Genomic DNA, 19,088 nt, shown 5'->3' with positions numbered 1-19,088 from the left:
TCCTTAAAGAAGCAGAAGCTCCTATTTTGTCCAGTTTATAATTGGGAGGATAGTTGTAGTAGTATGTTTACCAGTTAAAATTATCTACTAATAAATTGTAAAGGAGGTATGTTGTGGTAAATATTTTCTTTGGATTAATTTTTGTTTTCTTCAAAACAAATTTAAGTTTTTTGGATATCGGAGCTATTTATTATCTAACAAGTATAATAGGCTATATGTCGATATTTTTTGGGATAAGGGAATTGGGGAGTAAAAATCAAAAGCTAATAAAGATTAAACCTTATATCATCTTTATGATATATCACAGTATCGTATTTTTCTTCTTGAATATTACAGAAAATTCACCGTTAACAATTGCTTTATCAACTTCATTAGGGACATTTATATCTTTAGTTGGGCTTGGGCTTATTATAGTGGGTATGTTTATGATATTCATTATTATTTTTCTACTGATAGAATGTTTAAATGATAAAACAAGTAAAACCTTTAACAACAAACTGTTATACAATCTTACAAATATAATGATGTTAACGTTTGTCTTGGCAGGTGTAAGTTCTATTTTTAATTTTATTCCAATGTTAGTAAATACTTTAATGGGTGTTTTATTATTGTTGGAAGTTCTATTTTTAATTAGCTATTATAACGTATATTTTGTGAAAAATGAAAAACTAACATAAATTTATTTTTCATTGAGTGGTGATTCCGTTATCCCACTATCTGGTGTTTTAACACAAAAATTATGGTAATGTTAAATAAAAGACTGTTGATCCATCCGGCAAAAGAGTTTATACGAGGAAATAGAAGTAGGAGGAAGTTTAGTGTGGGTGCTTACAGGATTAATTGTCCAATACATTACACATTGTTGTAAAGAAGCCAGGGCGGGGAGTGATATCCTTGTTTTGGGGGTAGAGCATGTATGGTAAACTAGATCAACCAAGAAATTATTAAGGAAACTCGCGCCAGACATGATACTAGAGACGATAAATAAAGGAGTACATTTATGGTAACCAAAAAATTATATAATCAGGACCCATACAAGCAACTCTTTACAGCCAGCCTACAGCGGTCAGATAGGGATGAGCAAGGACGTATTGTCTTAGATCAAACAGCTTTTTACCCTACTGGTGGGGACCAACCTCACGATACTGGAACACTAAATGGTTTACATGTGCTCGATGTGGGGAGGTCCGACTTTATATAGAGGAACCTGCTCAGGTACATAATGAATATACTGGAGAGTTACACTGGATGAGGAATATGACTATCAAACAGTTAGCTTCCATCTTGGTACGGAAGTTTGCTCGATCGACCTTGAAGTAGAGCACCTTTTGGAAGAAGAAATATCTCGCGTAGAGACAATCGCCAATAAAGTTATCATGGATAATCGACCTGTTGAAACAAAATGGATATCAGAAGAGGAACTTTCGAATTTCACTCTGCGAAAAAAAGTGGCCGTTACACAAAATATTCGCCTCGTTTAAACAGATGAAGGCCAGATTTTTACTGGGTTTACTTTCCTAAGTGAGGACTTGGCTAATTTTACCGCATTTACCGGCAAGTTAGGTCATTTTATATAAAAATACCAAGCCAAACACCATTGATCATCGCTAGTATAAGTATGATTTTTTCGTATGCCGTAACTTGATCATGATCTTCTATTTGCATTTTTAGGACTAGGAAAAGGGCACTTCCTGCCACAGCTAACGTTCCAATCATTGCCCAAATACGATCGGTTCCAAGCCATACGGCGCATAGTCCCGTCATAGCGAAATATAAGAGAGCGGGAAGACGACTGAACGCAGGTCCAAATTTCTCCATAGCCCAAACAACACTTGTTCTTTTAATAGGCTCAGCCATTCTATCAGCCTCTCGGTCTGGTATATGATGAACCATGACCCAGGCTAAACAAAATAAAGCATTGATGATTGCGTTTTGCAGTGCCCATTCCGGAATTGTGTCCAACGTCAGCCAGGCACCAGCCAGCCCAAGTACGAAAACAGAAGGGAACATAGATAGCCATTCGCCAATAAAGGGGCGATAACTGAGTCGTAATGGAGGGAGCGAATAGGAAATTGCTCCCCATATTCCGATCGCAAGTAATAGCGCGACTTTGTAGTAACCAAATACGAGTAATCCGATGACAATTACACTAAGTGAAAAAATCAGCCATTTCCCAAGCAGCCAAAGTGTGGAAGCAGAAATAATTCCAGTTTGAATAACTCGACTTCCACCGGACAAAATTGCTGGGCTATTCTGATCTGTTCCTGATTGATAGTCCACATAGTCATTCAACATGTGCGTAAGAACTCCATGAATCAGGAAGGCGCCAAAAAATAATAAAAGGAAGATGAAGAGCAACTTATCATTAGCGACAGAATAATACAGGAATAGAGGTAGCACAGTAGAAACAATTGTCGTAACGCTTGAAGAGGTTACTGCTATTGACCGTAATAAAATCCAGCTATTTTTAATCGGTGCCAGGAAGGATTGATTCATCTTTCTTTAACTCCTTTATCTACTATATTAATCTCATACTATACCCTAGCCAGTGAAATATGAAGCTATGATTTATAAAACTAGACTAGTGAAGCAAATATATTTTATCTGATAATATAGAATATATCATTTGTTTTAGAAGGTTTTATTAGGTAGGATTATAGCGTAGATGGTAAATATTGTAGACGCAGGAAGAATCCAAATCAGGAGGTTTTCACATGAGTACAATGGACGAAGTAGTGGACGGATGGCTAAAACACAGGTTGGTTATCAATGATTTACTGGAATTGGTTGAAGACGAAGATATTCATTTTAAACCATGGGATGGTGCGTATACGCTTGGTGAATTGGCGGTTCATATTGTCACTGCGATGGATATGTTTGTCAAAACAGTTAGTAATGGGAAATTTACCCCGCCACAAGTTGAAAAGGATTATAAGACAGTAAGCGATGTCCGCGAAATTGTCAAAAAGTATACGGAAATGTCAAAGAGGGAAATAAAGGGACTTACCAAAACACAAATTACTTCTGAAGTTGCGTTTAATACAGATAGGGCTCCGGGAAGTTATTGGCTTTCCAATGCAATTGACCATGAGATTCATCATAAAGGCCAATTATTTACATACGTCCGCATAATCGGGGCTAAAGAGCTGCCGTTTTTTATGAAGCATCCAAATGAACTGAAGTAGACGCTTGTATAAGTGAAAAAGGGAGGACTATTAAAGTCGCTCCCTTAAAACATTTATATTTACTATAGTACCTCACCACTAGTTCATTCCTATTCTAAAATTGCATCAAACGCCTCTGAAACTTTATCGAATTCCTCATCCGTTTCAATAGCTGATAAATCACGATCATCGTCTATTTTGAGGAAAAAAAGATCAATATCATCGTCACTTTCCTCTTGTAAATCCTGTATATCTTCTAGAAAGCTGACAGCCACATAGTCAGTTCCTTCTAATGTAACCTTTGCTAAAACTTCAACTTGTTGTTCTTCTTCTGTTTCATCACTTATTGAGAAAACTTCGCCAACTTCGATTTCATCCATTTTAATTATTCCTCCTATTGTAGATGCATTCTTTATTATTTTTCCTTTAAATATGATTTCAATACTGAAGAATTAAGCCAGTTGCTTTTTTCAATATCAAAATGGTAAGTTACTGACTTGATAAAAGTATCATAAATAGAGTCTGCAGTTATCTATTATTAATCCCCCGTTGCAAATAAATCATTTCATCGGCCAGTTTTTGAATCCTCTCGGAAACATAACGATCTGTGATTTCTTCACTTTCCTCGTTAAAGGAATCATTATGGATAAAGACGTTACCCGTGGGAATTAATCCTTTAAAATAAGAAAGGACTGGCTTTAATTGATATTCGGTTACTAGAAAATGTTTTTCAGACCATCCTGTTGCTACAATTCCTGTTACTTTATATTTGAAGGCATTTTCAGGTAAAAGGTCTAACAGATTTTTTAATGCGCCCGTAATGGATGCTTGATAAATTGGCGTACCAAATACAAGAAAATCGGCAGACAAAATTTTATTAACAACATCCCAAGTATCCTCGTTGTAATCTGCTAATGGGGCACCAACAGCAAATTCTATCTCATACTCTTTTAAGTCAATTAACTCTGCCTGTATGGATGGGTCACTATGTTGGGCCGCAACCAAAACGTCGTTTACAGCTAGAGAAGTCTTTTCCCCAGCCAGTGCTCCTGATATCCCGACAAGTTTCATGATTATAACCTCACAATATCTTCGTATTTACATAGCATAACACGCCGTTATAGTACCTGAACAGTTGTATGAATACTATTCCACTGATGTGATCATTTCAATCAGATTCGTCGCTGCTAGTTTATTTTACTAGGCTGCACATTTTATAGGGAATGGTATCTAATTCTGAATTTTAATGCAACTAATTCGCTTGTAAAGGACTGGTATCTATGGATTTTTCCTGGAAAAGTATGCTTATGGTAAAATGGAGAAGTATGGGAGAATGGAAAAACATATAACTAGTTGGTTGCAATAAGGAAGGAAGTGCATAACTATGGATTTCAAAACAGTTATGCAGGAGCTTGAAGCTCTCGGTAAGGAACGAACTAAAAAAATACACATATCCAATGGTGCGAACGAGCCGCTCTTTGGCGTGACTACAGGTGCTATGAAACCAATTGCAAAGAAAATAAAAATAAATCAACGTTTAGCTGAAGAACATTATGCTACAGGAAACTACGACGCAATGTACTTTGCAGGCATTATTGCAGACCCAAAAGCCATGACGGAATCGGATTTTAATCGTTGGATGGACGGAGCGTATTTTTATATGCTGTCTGATTTTGTTGTGGCAGTGACGTTATCAGAGTCAGATATTGCACAAGACGTTGCTGATAAGTGGATTTCTAGAGGTGATGAGCTGAGAATGTCAGCGGGCTGGAGTTGTTACTGCTGGCTTTTAGGGAATCGCCAGGACAATGAATTTTCCGAAAGCAAGATTTCCAATATGCTTGATATGGTGAAGGATTTGATTCATGACTCGCCAGAACGAACGAAGTCCGCTATGAATAATTTTCAATATACCGTGGGTGTTTCCTATTTGCCCCTACATGAAAAAGCAGTCGATATTGCAAAGGAAGTAGGTATAGTAGAAGTTAAAAGTAACAATAAAAAAAGTAGTTTTCTAAACGCTTACGAAAGTATTCAAAAACAAATTGATAGAGGGAGACTTGGTTTCAAACGTAAGTATGTAAGGTGTTAAAATTAACTTCACATAGGGGTGTTAATCCAAGAAGGATTAACGCTCTTTTTTTGAAGACTAGTGGAATAGTGAAACTCCTTTCTTTCTAAATACGTAGTAACGTATAGAAGTAAAATAATAGGGGATGTCGACAATGAAAAAATATAGTATCTTTGCTATTAGTTTTATATTATTATTTTCAATATTCCAGGTTCTATCTGGAATGCTCCTTACATTTATGTATACTCCAGATATAACTGAGGCCTGGAATGCGAATGGTAATCTATCTCAAGAAGTGGTTATTAAAAGTAGTAACAGTCATTTTTTAATTACATTATTTTTTGCCTTTCTATCTGCTACAATAGCTTATTTTATTCCGAAAAAGTTCATAAGAAACAAGAACAGTATCAAATAGGGATTTATATAAACGGGTTGAACATAATTTAATACTGAAAAGGGAGAATTCGCCTGTATAGTATGTAGTAAATTAAACGGGAAGATTAAAACAAATGGAAATATCAAATTTCGAAGGTATCGTGAAATGGACGAGACCTATTTCCAATACTTTAGAAAAAGGCAGAAGAAAGATTAAAGATAGAAAGTTCCGCAAATGTGGTGGTTCCATAAACAAACGAGGTATAAGCAACGAAAAAATATGCGTTTTAGTGCAAGAGACCGAGATAAGCTAACCTACTCTCGAACGTTAGGGAAGGGATGGGTAGATTAACAAAAAGCAATTAGATGAAGAAATCGGGCATAAGATATCTAAAGACAATATTTTATGTACCGATTCTTGGCGCGTACCTTTAAAACATATGCTGCTAAAAAAGGTATGGATATTTATCATTTCAAGTCTGATGGTAAGGTTCGTACAAAGGGGCTTTATCACATCCAAAATATCAACAATTACCACCGAATATGACTTAAAGCCTACGATACACTTAGGTTATCTAAGTTCACGATATAAACATTGTTTCTTATTCAGTTAACAGGGCAGAAGAGTTGTATAAAGATAAAAACTTTGGAACATATATTTTTTCATATTTTTAAAGAATAAATACAAAGGAGGTTACTATGAAAAAAGGCATTTCCACAATTGTTATAATAACTTTTCTCTTAGTGTTGAGTAGTTGCAACCAGCCAAAATTTGAGGTAAAGCCTCCATATAACATAGGGAATTATCCCCTCAATTCTGTTCAATTTGGTTTCATCGCCAAAGACAAAAACTGGTTATACTATATTGATGGTGAAAACAACCATAATATAACTAGAACGAATGGTACTGTAAAAGAAACGTATGAAAATACTTATGCACGTGGGTTGAATCTTTATGGAGATTATATTTACTTCGCTTCTCATAGTTCCGATTTTGAAGGAAGCAGCGGATTTTACCGAATACATAAAGACAACATCACGGATATTGAGCAAATACTTAGCCATCATATAAATAGTCCGATTATCGTTAATGGCTATATATTTTATAGTTTATATTTAAAGGATGACAGAGAAAAAAGTGGATTATATCGAACTAAGATTGACGGATCAGAACAAGTTCAGTTAGTTCATGATTCGATTACAAACTTTCAATGGTCGGAAGGATGGCTCTATTACGGTGTTTCTTCTGGTGGACACGTGTATAAAATGCGACCTTCTGGGAGTAATAAGGAGAAGTTAAGGACAATAGACGACATCGAAATATCATCGACCGAATTCATTGTGATTGATGACTGGATTTATTTTGAAAACCGTGATGATATGTTTGGGATCCGTTATACTGAAGATGCTTCTACAAATATATTCAGACTTTCATTGGTTGATGGTCGTGTAGAAGCACTCGCAAAGGGGGATTTACATATCATTGATGATAAAGCAGGCTATATATACTATTCTACACTTGCTCCTAAAGAATCAGTTTTATACCGAATGAATCTTAATGGCGAAAATAAAATGGAGCTTTATCGAGGAAATAAAGACTGGAATTGGATTAATATTATCGATGAAACACTCTTTTTACTCGATTGGGGAGCAGACAAACCTTCCCGCGTATATCGTTATACACCTGATAAACAAGATTTAATTCAAATCACTGGAGATTGAACATAAAAACTGACTTATTAGATGGAATATTGGTAAGTAAATTGTATGAAGGACTTTAATAGTAAGCTAACAAGGAAACTTTAACACAATAAGGAGATCATCAATATACGATGGTCTTTCTCTAGATAACATGGCAGAAGAATTGAAGGAAGAAAAATTTTACAAATGCTGTTCATTAATTTCTCCTCGTAAATTTGTAGCTATTGGACAAAATATGTTACAGGACAGTGCTGTTAAAACAATAGCACTTCCCTATACAAAACGAGGGAGTGAAATAGATGGCTGATATCAACAAACGCAAACGTGACGATAACGATGATGGCAAGACAGTTGGAAGTGGTGTAGGTGTTGTTCCTGGAGATACCATAGCTTCTGCTCTCGACCCATTTGGTACTGCTGCAGGTGCTGTTGCTGACAACAAGACGGAGAGAGATACCGATGACGACAATCATGGCTCCAAAACAAGGGATTAGAATAAAGTAAAATCATCCTTTAACAGAGGCGTTATGGCATGCAGTGGACTTCCTAAATGGGAGTCCCTTTGCTTTATAGAAAGCTTCTATTTTTCTAGGTTGTACATATAAGGTACAGGGATAAATATAACTGGTGTTTTAACGGGACGTTAAAATTCAGATAAAATATAAATTAAGGGGAGGTTCCCAATATGTCTACAGATATTATTACCATAGTAGCTATAGTTTCTATTGTTATTTGGATTGCGGTGTTCCGAGAGCTTGTAAAATCTTCAAAAGAGAAGAACGGGCGAAAAATAATAACTTTAATATCTGCAGGTTCCTTATCAACACTAATACTGACCATTTCACTTTTTCAAAATATCCAAATCTAAAAATTATAATATGAAGCAGACTAACGCATAAGAGGTCCGAAGTCTTTGTGAAATATATTTAACCTCCAAAATTTGATGCAAGAGTTGAATATGGCAATCAGAATTTGATTATCTTTGTTTCTAATAATGTTAGGAATATTATGTAAATGTTAAATAAAAGACTGTTGATCTATCCGGCAAAAGAGTTTCGAGGAAATAGAAAGAGGAATTATTAAATATGTAAGAAGTTAAAATTAACTTCAAACAAAAGTATAAATTTCGCTCTATAAAACTCTTTGAATGAATTGGATTAGTTAGAACGCCATATGCGGTGAAAGTCGGTCGTATGGTAGGGGGTGATAACTTCAAACCCTTACCTATCTTTATTACAACAACCCTGAATTTATATCTTAATTAAAACTGAGCTTTAACAAAAGGACCGATTCATTAAGAATCAGGCCCTTTTGTTAAAAATTTTTATTTTGAAGAAAACATGTCTTAAAAATTTATTCACTCTTATTAAATATCCACTTGATTAACGCTATTCCTTGTTCAAGTGTTATTATATTTTCCGAAATAGAATACAGAATAGATCGCCAAGAAGAAATTAATACTATACTAATTGGCATATGGTTATTTATATCAAATCCAGATAAATACTTGGTAATTTTATCTGGTGTCAGGTTTGTACCTTCATCGCTTAATAATTTACATATATTTATTTCTACAGCGAATTTTAGGGCTGTAATAAGCGCGGATTCCAACCCTTGATCAGGTTGTTCAAAAACTGAAATAACTCCCTCCATTCTATCAACGATTCTTTGCTCCATTTCATTTTTAATAACTTCATACAGGTTTGCTTTTGATCCAAAGTGATGATAAATTGCACCTGTTGTCATATTGGCTTTAGTGGCTAATGCGGTGATATTGACTCCTTTGTAGCCTTTAGTTCCAAATTCCTCTAACGCAACTTTAAGTATTTTATCTTTACTTGAGCCTGGTATAGGTATCCATTCTTTCATCATAAATTCATTTTAGCATATTGACAGCTGTACGTAAATTGTTTATGTTATACATAACTACATTATGTACTACATAAGTGATTTACGGAAATCATATATAGGAGGACGTTTGATGAAATTATTATTTTTGTATCACCCGGTTGAGAATATTAAAGAATCTACTGCATTTTATCGTGATGCGCTCGGTTTTAAAGAAGCCTGGCGGGAAGGAGATCATACTGTAACATTTCAACTACCTGATTCAGATGTTAGGTTGATGATTGAAGATGAAGAAAATGATTTGTTGCCTGGCGGTGTTTTTTTAGTGGATAATGTGGATGATTTTTATAACCGAAATATAGATAATCTAGATTTTATAAAGTCACCAGTTGATATTCCGCCGGGTCGCTATGCAATTTACAAAGATATCTCAGGAAATCCCATTAGAATACTTGATTTCACAAATGAAGAAAAAATCTAAAAGAAGAACGGTTTCACCCTTGAAGGTGAAACCGTTTCTTTTTAGAAATTTTAACATAAGAACTAGATTTAGAATTGGCTTCTTGTTGAACTATTTGGTGCAATAGCACAATAAGAGCAATCGCTTCTCGTGCTATTTGGCAGGTTTCTTTAACAAGAGTTTTGAAGTGAAACCAAACTACAGTGACATTCGTAAATATATATAGATTACAAAATAGAAAGCAATTAAGAGGGGAAAGGGAGCTTAAAAATTGAAGTATGATTTTTGCTATGATGTGCCAACAAGAATAACATCAAACATTGAGATTGGTGTAATAAACAATGAAGGGAAAGTAGTCTATTCTTTACAAAAGTATCATAAGAAATATTGGCAAAAACTTTTAGCCTTACATTTTACGACTTGGTTTATAAATGTATCTATAATGAATATGGCAGGCTCAGAGCTTGAAAAAATTGAAGATATTGGGGTTGCAAAACGGAAGTGGTCTCTAAAGGATTCAGCAAATAAAGAGAAGTTAATACTGACTGATGCGAGTAAATTCAAAATGACTGAAAGAATATTAGAATTTAATTTAGACGGAAGAAAGTACATAGTTTCTAAAAAAGCTAATACGAAACAAACAACTTTATATGAGGATTCCGAGCCGATTGTTATTATGGAGGAAAGTGGAAAGTTACCACCGAGAAAAAACTATATAACTTTTATGAAAGAGAGTAGTCTATCAGAATCAGCAATAATATGTATACTTCATTTGTTTGAAATTGGAGTCTAAACTTGTTGGTATCTTTAAATAAACCAGCTCTTGGGGATTGTTTCTTATTTCGCTATCTGGTGCGATAGTTAAAAATGAGATCGTGTGGCAGCAGATTTTACTTTTTTAACTAAGGGGCTGGATTGTTGAAGAAGGAATTGACTTTTGATAAATAATTCTGGTGTTTTAATAAAAGGAGATTAACTAACAATGTTGGAAAACGAACGGGAAGATTAATTTTAATAATGGTAAATCGTGAAGAATATATTGGCTTTAAAAAAGAAAAATACTTCAGTTCAATTAGTATAGGGAGGGAAGATATTTGTTTAGTTTTGGAAGAAGAACATTTGTAATTAGCGTTATAATAACGTTTATTGGGGTTATGTTACCTTGGCTTGAGACGATAGAAGGCAATAAAATTGGAATTCAAACTATATATGGTGCAATCATACATACATTGTTATTAATAAGTCTAGCTTTTTGGTATTTTGTAAAAAATAAAGACTTATTTATATCAATTTTATTTCTTCTTATTGGTGCTTTGTCTTTCTATCTTGTTTTACGTACCTACATTGAATTTAGTTATGTTCTTAATCCATTTACTAGAATATATTGGGACAGGGGTATCGGTGTATATATAACTGGCCTAGGATCTATTGGAATAGTATTAGCTGGCATTATAGGAATTAAAAGACATATTACTAATAACTAATCAGAGAACAAAAATGAAAAAATTATGTTTTTCCTAAAATTAAATGAGAGATTTAGGTGGAGTATATCTCAATCCGTTTGGAGAGAGTAAGCGACAGAAGGAGATTGCACCATTTTTGTTGAAGTATAGGGGCAGAAGAGTTTAAGAAGGATAAGGGGGTATTTGGGATTAGAAAAGTTAAATTAGTACCAAAACAGTTAAAATATGCGAAGGAAATGTCATTTTTATCTTCAACCCCAGAGGTAAAGGATTCTTTAGGACTTAATGAAGAACATACAACATTAGAAGGAACTATAGGATTTATTGAATTTATTATTGAACAAGAAAAATTAGGAAAACAATATTCAAGGTGTATATTAAATGAAGACGAGAAACTTATCGGGGTTATTACTCTTAAAGAAATTGATAAAGTAAAGAGATTCTGCCATATAGGTACTTGGATAGGTCATCAATATTGGGGTAAGGGATATAATCAATTAGCAAAGGCAGAAATACTTTATACTGCATTTAATGAATTGAGTTTAGACTATGTATTCGCTGGGGCGAAAGTAGACAATATTCGCTCTCAAAAAGCACAAGAAAAGTTACCTTATATTACATTATTTGTAGAAAATGATTTTCCAGAAGAACATAAGAAGTTAGAGTCTCAAGTGAATTCAAAGTGTTTTTTAAATGTTATAGAAAAAGAAAAATTTCTAACTTGGCATAAGAAAACTATGTGAATTGATTATTCAACAAACTGGTGCGATAGTCCAAGAAGGATTATCGCTTTTTTGTTGAAGTTATTATTAACGGGGCAGTGCAGTTTAAGAACAGGCTTAAGGGGGAGATACAATTGCCACCAATACATATTGATGAAATTCCGATTGAGATTAAACAATCCTTAAATAAGATAATTTCTATAAGTTTTCCACGTCAAGGCTATACATCTAATTTAGGAATAATTGAAAGTGACCAAAGAACTTTTGCACTTAAAAGGACAAAGGGAAAACTATTTAATTCAATGTTGAAAAGGGAGGTATCTATTTTAAACAGCTTGAACAATAAGACAGAATTACCAGTACCAAAAGTAAAGAAATTCATAGAAAGAGATAATAATTGCGAATCCTGGGCTCTTTTAGAATTTATAGAGGGAGAAACTATAAGGATGGCTTTGTTTAATGAATATGACAATGAAAAACGACAAGAAATCATATTTAGTTTTGGTCAAATCTTGTCTAAAATTCATTCAACTCCTTGTCCCGAGGAACTTATAATGAAACAACCGTGGCTTGAACAAATGTTGTTTGAAGCAGAATATAATTTCAATAATTACATGGTTGACGGCACTAAAGAGTTATTAGAAAGAATGATAGTAAAGAAACCAAAAGAATATAAACAAACCCTTATTCACGGAGACTTTACGATAGATAATGTTATGATTTCAAATGGAGTAATTACTGGAGTTATTGATTGGAGTAGTGGAGCATATGGAGATACCAGGTATGATGTATCTTTAGCTATTCGCCCTAAACCAAATGCTTTTGAAAATGAAAGAGATAAAGAAATCTTTTTTGAAGGCTATGGCGGAAAGATAATCGGTGAAGATGATTATGATTATTTTGCTAACGGGCTATATGAATTTTTTTAAACATAGCTCCTCTTCAGCTAAAGGGTGCAATCCTGAAAGAAGGATAAGGCACCTTTTTTGTTGAATCTATAATCTAAAGGGGCAGGTTAGTTGAAGTACGAATATAAAAATAGAGGAGAGAAATAAGGTGGAGAAGTGGAAAACATTGGGTTTAGAATACATTTTTAAAACACCATTTGGTAATTTGAGAAAGGATAAATGTCAACTTCCGAATGGGCTGATTATCAATGAGTATTATGTTAATGAATACTCAGATTGGGTAAACGCAATAGTTATTACAAAAGAAAATAAAGTTGTGCTTGTTGAACAATATCGTTACGCAGGAGGAGATTTCTTTTTAGAAATTCCTGCTGGAATAGTTGAAGAAAACGAGTCATATGAGGAAGGGATATTAAGAGAATTAAGAGAAGAAACAGGATATATCTCAAAGACTAAACCGATAAAAATGGGTGAATTCATGGTTAATCCAGCTACTCAAACAAATAAAGTTATCACTTTTCTCATTGTTGATGCCTTTAAAGAATTTGAACAAGACTTGGATGATACCGAAGAAATAGAAGTTCATTTGTATGATTTTGAGGATATGGGAAGAGCATTAAAACAAAGCCAAATAAAAACACAATTATTTACTGCATATGCCTATTATATGGCAAAGGAATTTCTTGTTGCAAAAAGCCTTCAATCTAATTGAACAAACGGGTGCAATCCTTAAAGAAGGAGAAGCACCTCATATTGTCGAATTTACTATATTAACGGGGATGTGTATTTGTTGATACGAAGAGCAAAATTAGATGATGCAGCAGGCATTGCAAAAGTTCACGTCGATAGTTGGAGAACGACTTATAAAGGTATTATCCCAAGTGACTTTTTAAACAAGTTATCTTATGAAAAACGAACAGAATTATGGAAACGTAATATTGCGGATGAAGCAAATTATATTGTAGTTGCTTTGAATGAAATGAACCAAATAATAGGTTTCGGAACTGCAGGGAAAAGGCAAGAGAATAAGGAAGATAATACAGGAGATCTAACGTCTATTTACCTGCTTGAGGAATATCAAGGTGAGGGAATAGGAAAGTAGTTGCTTAAAGAATTATTTAAGCATTTTAAACAATTGGGTTATAAAAAGATATTAGTTGAAGTCCTTGAGGATAACATAACTCGTTACTTTTATGAATATTATGGTGCGAAATTAGTTGAGAGAGTTCAAATTGAAATTGGTGGAAAAATACTAAATGAACTAATTTATGAATGGGAAAATATCGACGATGTTATTGAGAAAGTATAATCCTCTAAAAAGTTAAATCCTTATTAAGCTATAGGGTGCAATCCTTTAAGAAGGATTAGCACCTTTTATTGTTGAATATATATAAGAAGGCATAACATAATAAGCCAACAATTTTACTAAAGCTGAGAGAGAATATTTTAAGGGGGGATTAATTTGAAGAAATTACTTATTTTTATTCTTCTATTACTTGTATTTGCATATAGTTTTTTTGCAACTACTTGGACAGGTTCATACATTATGCTTGAAGAAAATTGGAAGAGTCACATCGTTTTCACGCCTGAAAAAGCTACTAATCCACAACAGATTTATGAAATTGATAAGATTATCTACGCTTTTAAATACACACCAATGATGAGTATAGTGTGTTGTGTGCTTTATCGTTGTTAGGAATGATTGGCTTAATTACTTTTTGGTTAAGTAATAAGTTCCGTCATAGAAGAAAAAGTCTTGTAAATTAAATACTTACTTTTTTACTAATGGGTGCACTAGTGAAATAAGAGAATTTCTTTCGACGTTCTTTTTAATGGGGGTAAATAAGATTATGGATTTGCAATAATTACTGATATTCATGGTAATGCATCTGCATTAAAAGCGGTGCTCTCTGAAATAGACAATAGAAATAATATTGATCACATATATTGTTTAGGCGATATGATTGGAATAGGTCCCGATTCAAACGAAGTGTTAGAAACTTTATTCTCAAGAGCCGATACGTCAATGATAACAGGGAATCACGATGAAGGTATATTAGCTTTAGCAAAAGGTCAACGGTATCCTAAAAGCCATTCTCATGTTAAAGAACATCATCAATGGATATTAGATAGAATGGATAAATCATTTATTCCAAAATTAGACCAATTACCTCGAACAATAGAGAAAAACATAGAAGGTTATTCAATTTTATTTATTCATTACCAAATTGAATACAGCAAAATTAATAAACACATAAGTAAAGACCCGTTTAGTTCAATAGTTAAACCGAGTGTTAGTAACTTAGAATACTTATTTAAAGGTCATAATGAAGATTTGATTTGTTTTGGGCATCACCATCCAATTCATTATTTCAAAGGAAATAAAACTACTTATTTAAACCCTGGCTCGCTTGGTTGTAATCATAAACCAACAGCACCTTATGCAATTGTTAGGATAGAAAATAGCAAAGTAGACGTATATCTCGAAGAAGCAACATATGATAACTCCTCTTTTTTAGAGTCTTATCATGGGCTACAAGTACCTGAACGTGATTTTATCCTACAAGTTTTTCACGGAAATCAAATTTAATAATCCTATTCAACAAACGGGTGCCATCCTAAAAGAAGGAAAAACACCTTTTTATCGAATTTATGATAGGGACAACATTATTTAAGAAGAAGAAATTTTTAATAATCATGAGTTTTTAAGGAGGTACTATATTGAATAAAAATACTCTTAGGTTTCTTGGTACTGTAATTTTTGCAATTGGGGCGGTGGACGCAATAAATATAGTTAATTTTATACCAATGAATTATATAAGTTGGGCACTAGCCATTATTGGTATCGTTATATTAATTGCTAGTAACTTTATACCAAAACAAAAGACAGACCAATAATTTTCAATCGGGGGCGTTTGTTTAACAAAAGTCTTTTTCATCTTCAACTCTAGGGTGCTTTAATACAACAATGAGATCGTAATAATGGCGGTCTTTTTTGCTAAAGAAGCAGGATTTTATATTAATAATATAGAATATTTAATAAGATCATTTAAAGGGGTGTTTTTATGGATAATCCTATTTTAAATCAAATCGGAACAGTATTTATCCCAGTAAGCAACATAGAGAAAGCGAGAGATTGGTACTGTGATATTTTAGGGCTAAAAACAGATGGAGAAATTCAGTTTGGTCATCTTTACGTTATACCTACGGAAGGTACAGAGATTGTGTTAGACAGCAAGATTTATTCAGAGGAAAAAATATTTAAAATACCAGCATTCCACTTAAATACAAAAAACATCGAAGAAGCATTTCATTTTATGAGTAGTAAGGGCGTTAATTTAATTACAGAAATTCAGCATAACCATTATTTTAATTTCAAAGATCCTGATGGAAATATTTTAATGATTTGCGAGTGTTAATATTAAGCTAACGGGTGCTTTAGTTGAACAAGGCGATCAAAATTGATCGTCTTGTTCTATTCTAAATTTATGATATTGCCTTTGGGAAGTTGAGCAATTTATGAGGAATACAGATCCAAATACTTTTCACACCTACACTTCGTACATTTAACTATTGTAATACATATCTAATTAGATTATGATCTAATTAGATATTTTTCGGGGGTGCCTTTAATGCAGCTAGATAGGATAGTAAATTTTCATAAAACGATTGGAGATAAAACAAGAATAAAAATTATCGCTTTATTACAGGGGGAACCTTTACACGGGCAGGCACTGGCCGGGAAATTAGGATTGACACCACCTACTATTTCTTACCACGTTACTAAGTTACGAGAAATTGATGTCATTTATCAGCGTCGTGATAAAAACACTATCTATTTTCATTTAAATGAGAAAAAACTTGAATCTATGGCCACTGCGATTTTACAGATTCGAGGTGAGGAAATGGAACCATTAAATATTTCAAAAGATGAAAAATACAAAATCATTACTAATTTCTTTGATGATAGTGGCAAACTGAAAAACATTCCTGCCCAACGCAAGAAAAAGCTCGTAGTGTTAGAACATCTTATTAAGGGTTTAAAAATAGGTCGTAATTATCAGGAAAAAGAAATAAATGAATATATTAAACAGTTTCATGAGGATTATGCAACCATACGACGTGAGTTCATCATGTGTCATTTTATGAATAGACAAAATGGAGAGTATGAATTGAATCCAAAGGAAATGTGGTTGATTTAAGTACAACATTGATTATAGTACAGTCAGAACCTTGACTTCTGGTTATCTAATAAGTCAAGGTTTTTCTTACAAAACTAATTAGATAATTATCGAATTAGAGGTGGGTATATGAATAACTGGAAAGTGTGGAAGCAAGAGAAAAGTTATCAAAAGTTGTTTTGGGCCGGCACTGCAAGTGGAATAGGAAATAGATTTTCTCAAGTTGCAACTCTTACATTACTCTATCAACTAACTGGTTCAGGCTCTGCAATTGGGCTTTACTTTGCAATACGCCTTGTACCCTTTTTAGTAATGGCACCTTTGGGTGGAATACTTGCTGATCGATTTTCAAAGAAGAAATTATTAATGATGATTGATGTGATTCGAGTTCCATTTGCTGTGTCTCCTATTTTAGTTCATGGTTCAGAGCAATTGTGGTTTATATTTATTAGTGCATTTTGCTTAGCTTTAGGAGAGGCATTGTATGCCCCGACCAGAATGGCATCTATACCTGCAATTGTTAAACAGGATAGATTATTGTATGTTAATGCAATTGAACAAATTATGGTAGGCGGTGTTCTTGTTTTCGGTTCAAGTTCTGGAGGAGTTATTTCATATCTATTTGGATTACATATTCCTTTTCTTTTAGATGGCATAAGTTTCCTAATATCCGCATTGTTTCTATCAAAAATTTCAATGCCGGTAACATCCAAAGCTAAAATTAATGTAAAACACCAAAAAATAACTACTCATAAAAAATCAGCAAATAAGCTGATTTTCGGCTCTTTTGCATTAATCGTAATTCTTTTTATCGAATTGACTATGCCATTGGCTAACGGCATTGATAATGTGCTAATGAGTGTATATGCATTAGAGGTTTTTCAAATGGAAGATTTAGGTGTAGGGTTTATTTATGCTTTTTTAGGATTAGGGTTTGTTCTAAGTTCATTCCTTTCTAATCTACTTAAGCGAAAGTTAGTTACACTTATTGTTATATTTATTGCATTTGAGGGGATTGGCCACCTGCTATTAAGTATTGTTCCATCGTTTACATTAGCCCTGTTAACTGTATTATTTATTACGTTTGTTGGAGGAATAAGTAACATCTGCTTATCTACAATTACTATGAAAATCGTACCGAAATCAATGCATGGTACTTTTTTCGGTTTGACTACAATGATATCCAATACTACATTAGGGATTTCAATGGGAATAGCGGGATTTCTATTAGAAGTTTTCGAACCAAGGGCTTTAAGCTTCCTTGTGGGGATTACGTATATTATCTTTACAATAATATACGCCATTTTATTTTTACAAGTTGATTTACTTCATGAAAAAAGGAAACTAAGAAGGAGTTTGTAGGAAAATAATGACGATACTCTGTACCAGACTCAATTTGTTGTGCATTTATTTAGAGGTGATTAGTAGTACAAAGAAATAACTCCAATAAAACTTAATGAATTGCAGTTCTATATAACTGCCTTATTGCAGTAACTGGTGCATTACTGAAAAAATGGCAATACTATTTTCCTATTACGAACGTAGCAGGTTAGTGTAGATACATTTTATTGCATTGTGTTGGGGATAAAACATTTATAAATTGTTCTTGGTGTATCACAGCATTATAGATTAATGTAATATCAAAGTAAGAGTAAGTCCATTTACTCAAACAATAAATTGAATAACAGAAATGAGGAGAAAGTCAAAATGAGATTAGAAAGCGAGAGAATATATCTAAGACCTCTTTGTGAGTCAGATGCTTCTATTATGTTAGAAAATACACTAGATAAAGAAATACGTTATATGACAGGGACTAATCCTAGTTTTTCTTTGGAGCAAATTAAGGCACATATAAAGAATATAAATAATGATTCAAGTCGTTATGATTTTGCTATTTGTCTAAAAAGCAGTGATGAAATGATTGGAGAGTTATCGATTTTAGATATTGATGAGGAAAGCAAAAAAGCGGGATTCAGAATATCAATGGCTTCTATTTCATTAACAGGAAAAGGATATGGTACAGAAGCCATTAAAATAGTTCTAAGTTTTGTTTTTGTACAACTCAAATTAAATCGTATACAGTTAGAAGTATTTAGCCATAATTTACGTGGAATTAGAGCCTATGAAAAAGTGGGATTTGTAAAAGAAGGTGTCTTACGTCAGTCTTTATTTTACAATAAAACATATTCAGATGA

The 19,088-nt window shown here is 33.4% G+C and carries 25 protein-coding genes and 2 pseudogenes; 23 read left to right on the top strand and 4 right to left on the bottom strand.

The features are described 5' to 3' along the window. Positions 1-113: 113 nt before the first annotated feature. Entirely contained in the window at positions 114-677 is a 564-nt protein-coding gene (locus QGM71_RS19835; RefSeq protein ID WP_327609296.1) for a hypothetical protein, read from the top strand. Between the two features lie 323 nt (positions 678-1,000). Next, complete coding sequence (locus QGM71_RS19830; RefSeq protein ID WP_327609295.1) at positions 1,001-1,201, top strand: hypothetical protein; 201 nt, start codon at positions 1,001-1,003, stop codon at positions 1,199-1,201. A gap of 368 nt (positions 1,202-1,569) precedes the next feature. On the opposite strand, the gene QGM71_RS19825 is transcribed toward QGM71_RS19830, so the two are convergent. After that, positions 1,570-2,496: a prenyltransferase gene (locus QGM71_RS19825; protein ID WP_327609294.1), complete on the bottom strand. Its 927-nt coding sequence runs from the start codon at positions 2,494-2,496 to the stop codon at positions 1,570-1,572. Between the two features lie 218 nt (positions 2,497-2,714). Here QGM71_RS19825 and QGM71_RS19820 point away from each other — a divergent pair, with 218 nt between their 5' ends. Continuing rightward, positions 2,715-3,185: a DinB family protein gene (locus tag QGM71_RS19820; RefSeq protein ID WP_327609293.1), complete on the top strand. Its 471-nt coding sequence runs from the start codon at positions 2,715-2,717 to the stop codon at positions 3,183-3,185. 89 nt (positions 3,186-3,274) lie between these two features. Here the strand turns inward: QGM71_RS19820 and QGM71_RS19815 are convergent, their stop codons facing one another. Together QGM71_RS19815 and QGM71_RS19810 are read right to left on the bottom strand one after the other, a co-directional pair. Continuing rightward, complete coding sequence (locus QGM71_RS19815) at positions 3,275-3,544, bottom strand: DUF1292 domain-containing protein (protein ID WP_327609292.1); 270 nt, start codon at positions 3,542-3,544, stop codon at positions 3,275-3,277. Positions 3,545-3,692: 148 nt separating this feature from the next. Next, entirely contained in the window at positions 3,693-4,235 is a 543-nt protein-coding gene (locus tag QGM71_RS19810; RefSeq protein ID WP_327609291.1) for an NADPH-dependent FMN reductase, read from the bottom strand. Between the two features lie 313 nt (positions 4,236-4,548). On the opposite strand from QGM71_RS19810, the gene QGM71_RS19805 reads away from it, so the two are divergent. The 6 genes and pseudogenes from QGM71_RS19805 (at position 4,549) to QGM71_RS19780 (ending at position 8,179) form a co-directional block, all read left to right on the top strand. Beyond that, positions 4,549-5,256, top strand: a complete 708-nt coding sequence (locus tag QGM71_RS19805; protein WP_327609290.1) for a DNA alkylation repair protein — start codon at positions 4,549-4,551, stop codon at positions 5,254-5,256. 133 nt (positions 5,257-5,389) lie between these two features. After that, positions 5,390-5,650 carry a hypothetical protein gene (locus QGM71_RS19800; RefSeq protein ID WP_327609289.1) on the top strand — a complete coding sequence of 87 codons (261 nt, stop codon included), beginning with the start codon at positions 5,390-5,392 and terminating at the stop codon, positions 5,648-5,650. 85 nt (positions 5,651-5,735) lie between these two features. Then, positions 5,736-6,151, top strand: a pseudogene (locus QGM71_RS19795) (IS1595 family transposase); the annotation flags it as partial. Between the two features lie 158 nt (positions 6,152-6,309). Further along, positions 6,310-7,332, top strand: coding sequence for a DUF5050 domain-containing protein (locus tag QGM71_RS19790; RefSeq protein ID WP_327609288.1), 1,023 nt, complete (start codon positions 6,310-6,312; stop codon positions 7,330-7,332). A gap of 278 nt (positions 7,333-7,610) precedes the next feature. Then, a complete protein-coding gene (locus QGM71_RS19785) occupies positions 7,611-7,805 on the top strand; it encodes a hypothetical protein (protein ID WP_327609287.1) in 195 nt (64 codons plus the stop codon). 191 nt (positions 7,806-7,996) lie between these two features. Then, positions 7,997-8,179 (top strand): hypothetical protein, encoded by a 183-nt coding sequence (locus QGM71_RS19780; RefSeq protein ID WP_327609286.1) that lies wholly within the window; start codon positions 7,997-7,999, stop codon positions 8,177-8,179. 485 nt (positions 8,180-8,664) lie between these two features. Here QGM71_RS19780 and QGM71_RS19775 read toward each other — a convergent pair whose 3' ends face one another. Next, positions 8,665-9,180: a TetR/AcrR family transcriptional regulator gene (locus QGM71_RS19775; protein WP_327609285.1), complete on the bottom strand. Its 516-nt coding sequence runs from the start codon at positions 9,178-9,180 to the stop codon at positions 8,665-8,667. 112 nt (positions 9,181-9,292) lie between these two features. Here QGM71_RS19775 and QGM71_RS19770 point away from each other — a divergent pair, with 112 nt between their 5' ends. The 14 genes and pseudogenes from QGM71_RS19770 to QGM71_RS19705 all read left to right on the top strand — a co-directional run. Continuing rightward, positions 9,293-9,640, top strand: coding sequence for a VOC family protein (locus QGM71_RS19770; protein ID WP_327609284.1), 348 nt, complete (start codon positions 9,293-9,295; stop codon positions 9,638-9,640). Positions 9,641-9,890: 250 nt separating this feature from the next. After that, on the top strand, positions 9,891-10,412 hold the full coding sequence (locus QGM71_RS19765) for a tubby C-terminal domain-like protein (protein ID WP_327609283.1): 522 nt from the start codon (positions 9,891-9,893) through the stop codon (positions 10,410-10,412). A gap of 301 nt (positions 10,413-10,713) precedes the next feature. After that, positions 10,714-11,103: a hypothetical protein gene (locus QGM71_RS19760; protein ID WP_327609282.1), complete on the top strand. Its 390-nt coding sequence runs from the start codon at positions 10,714-10,716 to the stop codon at positions 11,101-11,103. Positions 11,104-11,270: 167 nt separating this feature from the next. Next, entirely contained in the window at positions 11,271-11,825 is a 555-nt protein-coding gene (locus QGM71_RS19755) for a GNAT family N-acetyltransferase (RefSeq protein WP_327609339.1), read from the top strand. Between the two features lie 113 nt (positions 11,826-11,938). Next, positions 11,939-12,733, top strand: a complete 795-nt coding sequence (locus tag QGM71_RS19750) for a phosphotransferase family protein (RefSeq protein ID WP_327609281.1) — start codon at positions 11,939-11,941, stop codon at positions 12,731-12,733. A gap of 127 nt (positions 12,734-12,860) precedes the next feature. Beyond that, positions 12,861-13,424: an NUDIX hydrolase gene (locus QGM71_RS19745; protein WP_327609280.1), complete on the top strand. Its 564-nt coding sequence runs from the start codon at positions 12,861-12,863 to the stop codon at positions 13,422-13,424. 75 nt (positions 13,425-13,499) lie between these two features. Further along, positions 13,500-14,021, top strand: a pseudogene (locus QGM71_RS19740) (N-acetyltransferase family protein). 153 nt (positions 14,022-14,174) lie between these two features. After that, positions 14,175-14,408 (top strand): DUF4306 domain-containing protein, encoded by a 234-nt coding sequence (locus QGM71_RS19735; RefSeq protein ID WP_327609279.1) that lies wholly within the window; start codon positions 14,175-14,177, stop codon positions 14,406-14,408. A gap of 165 nt (positions 14,409-14,573) precedes the next feature. Further along, positions 14,574-15,302, top strand: coding sequence for a metallophosphoesterase family protein (locus QGM71_RS19730; RefSeq protein WP_327609338.1), 729 nt, complete (start codon positions 14,574-14,576; stop codon positions 15,300-15,302). A gap of 131 nt (positions 15,303-15,433) precedes the next feature. After that, positions 15,434-15,610, top strand: coding sequence for a hypothetical protein (locus QGM71_RS19725; protein WP_327609278.1), 177 nt, complete (start codon positions 15,434-15,436; stop codon positions 15,608-15,610). A gap of 167 nt (positions 15,611-15,777) precedes the next feature. Next, the gene (locus tag QGM71_RS19720) at positions 15,778-16,131 is read left to right on the top strand and encodes a VOC family protein (RefSeq protein ID WP_327609277.1); all 354 of its coding nucleotides are present in this window, start codon (positions 15,778-15,780) and stop codon (positions 16,129-16,131) included. A gap of 213 nt (positions 16,132-16,344) precedes the next feature. Then, a complete protein-coding gene (locus tag QGM71_RS19715) occupies positions 16,345-16,914 on the top strand; it encodes a DUF2087 domain-containing protein (protein ID WP_327609276.1) in 570 nt (189 codons plus the stop codon). 108 nt (positions 16,915-17,022) lie between these two features. Next, positions 17,023-18,255 (top strand): MFS transporter, encoded by a 1,233-nt coding sequence (locus QGM71_RS19710; RefSeq protein ID WP_327609275.1) that lies wholly within the window; start codon positions 17,023-17,025, stop codon positions 18,253-18,255. A gap of 345 nt (positions 18,256-18,600) precedes the next feature. After that, the coding region (locus QGM71_RS19705; protein ID WP_327609274.1) for a GNAT family N-acetyltransferase at positions 18,601-19,088 on the top strand (488 nt) is incomplete at its 3' end.

The organism is Virgibacillus tibetensis (assembly GCF_036026595.1).
Lineage (GTDB): Bacteria > Bacillota > Bacilli > Bacillales > Amphibacillaceae > Virgibacillus_P > Virgibacillus_P tibetensis.
This window is presented reverse-complemented; position numbering and strand designations above follow the sequence as displayed.

Coding starts and splice junctions, on each gene's coding strand:
- QGM71_RS19830 (WP_327609295.1), top strand. CDS start 1,001: ATGGTAACCAAAAAATTATATAATCAGGACCCATACAAGCAACTCTTT.
- QGM71_RS19825 (WP_327609294.1), bottom strand. CDS start 2,496: ATGAATCAATCCTTCCTGGCACCGATTAAAAATAGCTGGATTTTATTA.
- QGM71_RS19820 (WP_327609293.1), top strand. CDS start 2,715: ATGAGTACAATGGACGAAGTAGTGGACGGATGGCTAAAACACAGGTTG.
- QGM71_RS19815 (WP_327609292.1), bottom strand. CDS start 3,544: ATGGATGAAATCGAAGTTGGCGAAGTTTTCTCAATAAGTGATGAAACA.
- QGM71_RS19810 (WP_327609291.1), bottom strand. CDS start 4,235: ATGAAACTTGTCGGGATATCAGGAGCACTGGCTGGGGAAAAGACTTCT.
- QGM71_RS19805 (WP_327609290.1), top strand. CDS start 4,549: ATGGATTTCAAAACAGTTATGCAGGAGCTTGAAGCTCTCGGTAAGGAA.
- QGM71_RS19800 (WP_327609289.1), top strand. CDS start 5,390: ATGAAAAAATATAGTATCTTTGCTATTAGTTTTATATTATTATTTTCA.
- QGM71_RS19790 (WP_327609288.1), top strand. CDS start 6,310: ATGAAAAAAGGCATTTCCACAATTGTTATAATAACTTTTCTCTTAGTG.
- QGM71_RS19785 (WP_327609287.1), top strand. CDS start 7,611: ATGGCTGATATCAACAAACGCAAACGTGACGATAACGATGATGGCAAG.
- QGM71_RS19780 (WP_327609286.1), top strand. CDS start 7,997: ATGTCTACAGATATTATTACCATAGTAGCTATAGTTTCTATTGTTATT.
- QGM71_RS19775 (WP_327609285.1), bottom strand. CDS start 9,180: ATGAAAGAATGGATACCTATACCAGGCTCAAGTAAAGATAAAATACTT.
- QGM71_RS19770 (WP_327609284.1), top strand. CDS start 9,293: ATGAAATTATTATTTTTGTATCACCCGGTTGAGAATATTAAAGAATCT.
- QGM71_RS19720 (WP_327609277.1), top strand. CDS start 15,778: ATGGATAATCCTATTTTAAATCAAATCGGAACAGTATTTATCCCAGTA.
- QGM71_RS19715 (WP_327609276.1), top strand. CDS start 16,345: ATGCAGCTAGATAGGATAGTAAATTTTCATAAAACGATTGGAGATAAA.
- QGM71_RS19710 (WP_327609275.1), top strand. CDS start 17,023: ATGAATAACTGGAAAGTGTGGAAGCAAGAGAAAAGTTATCAAAAGTTG.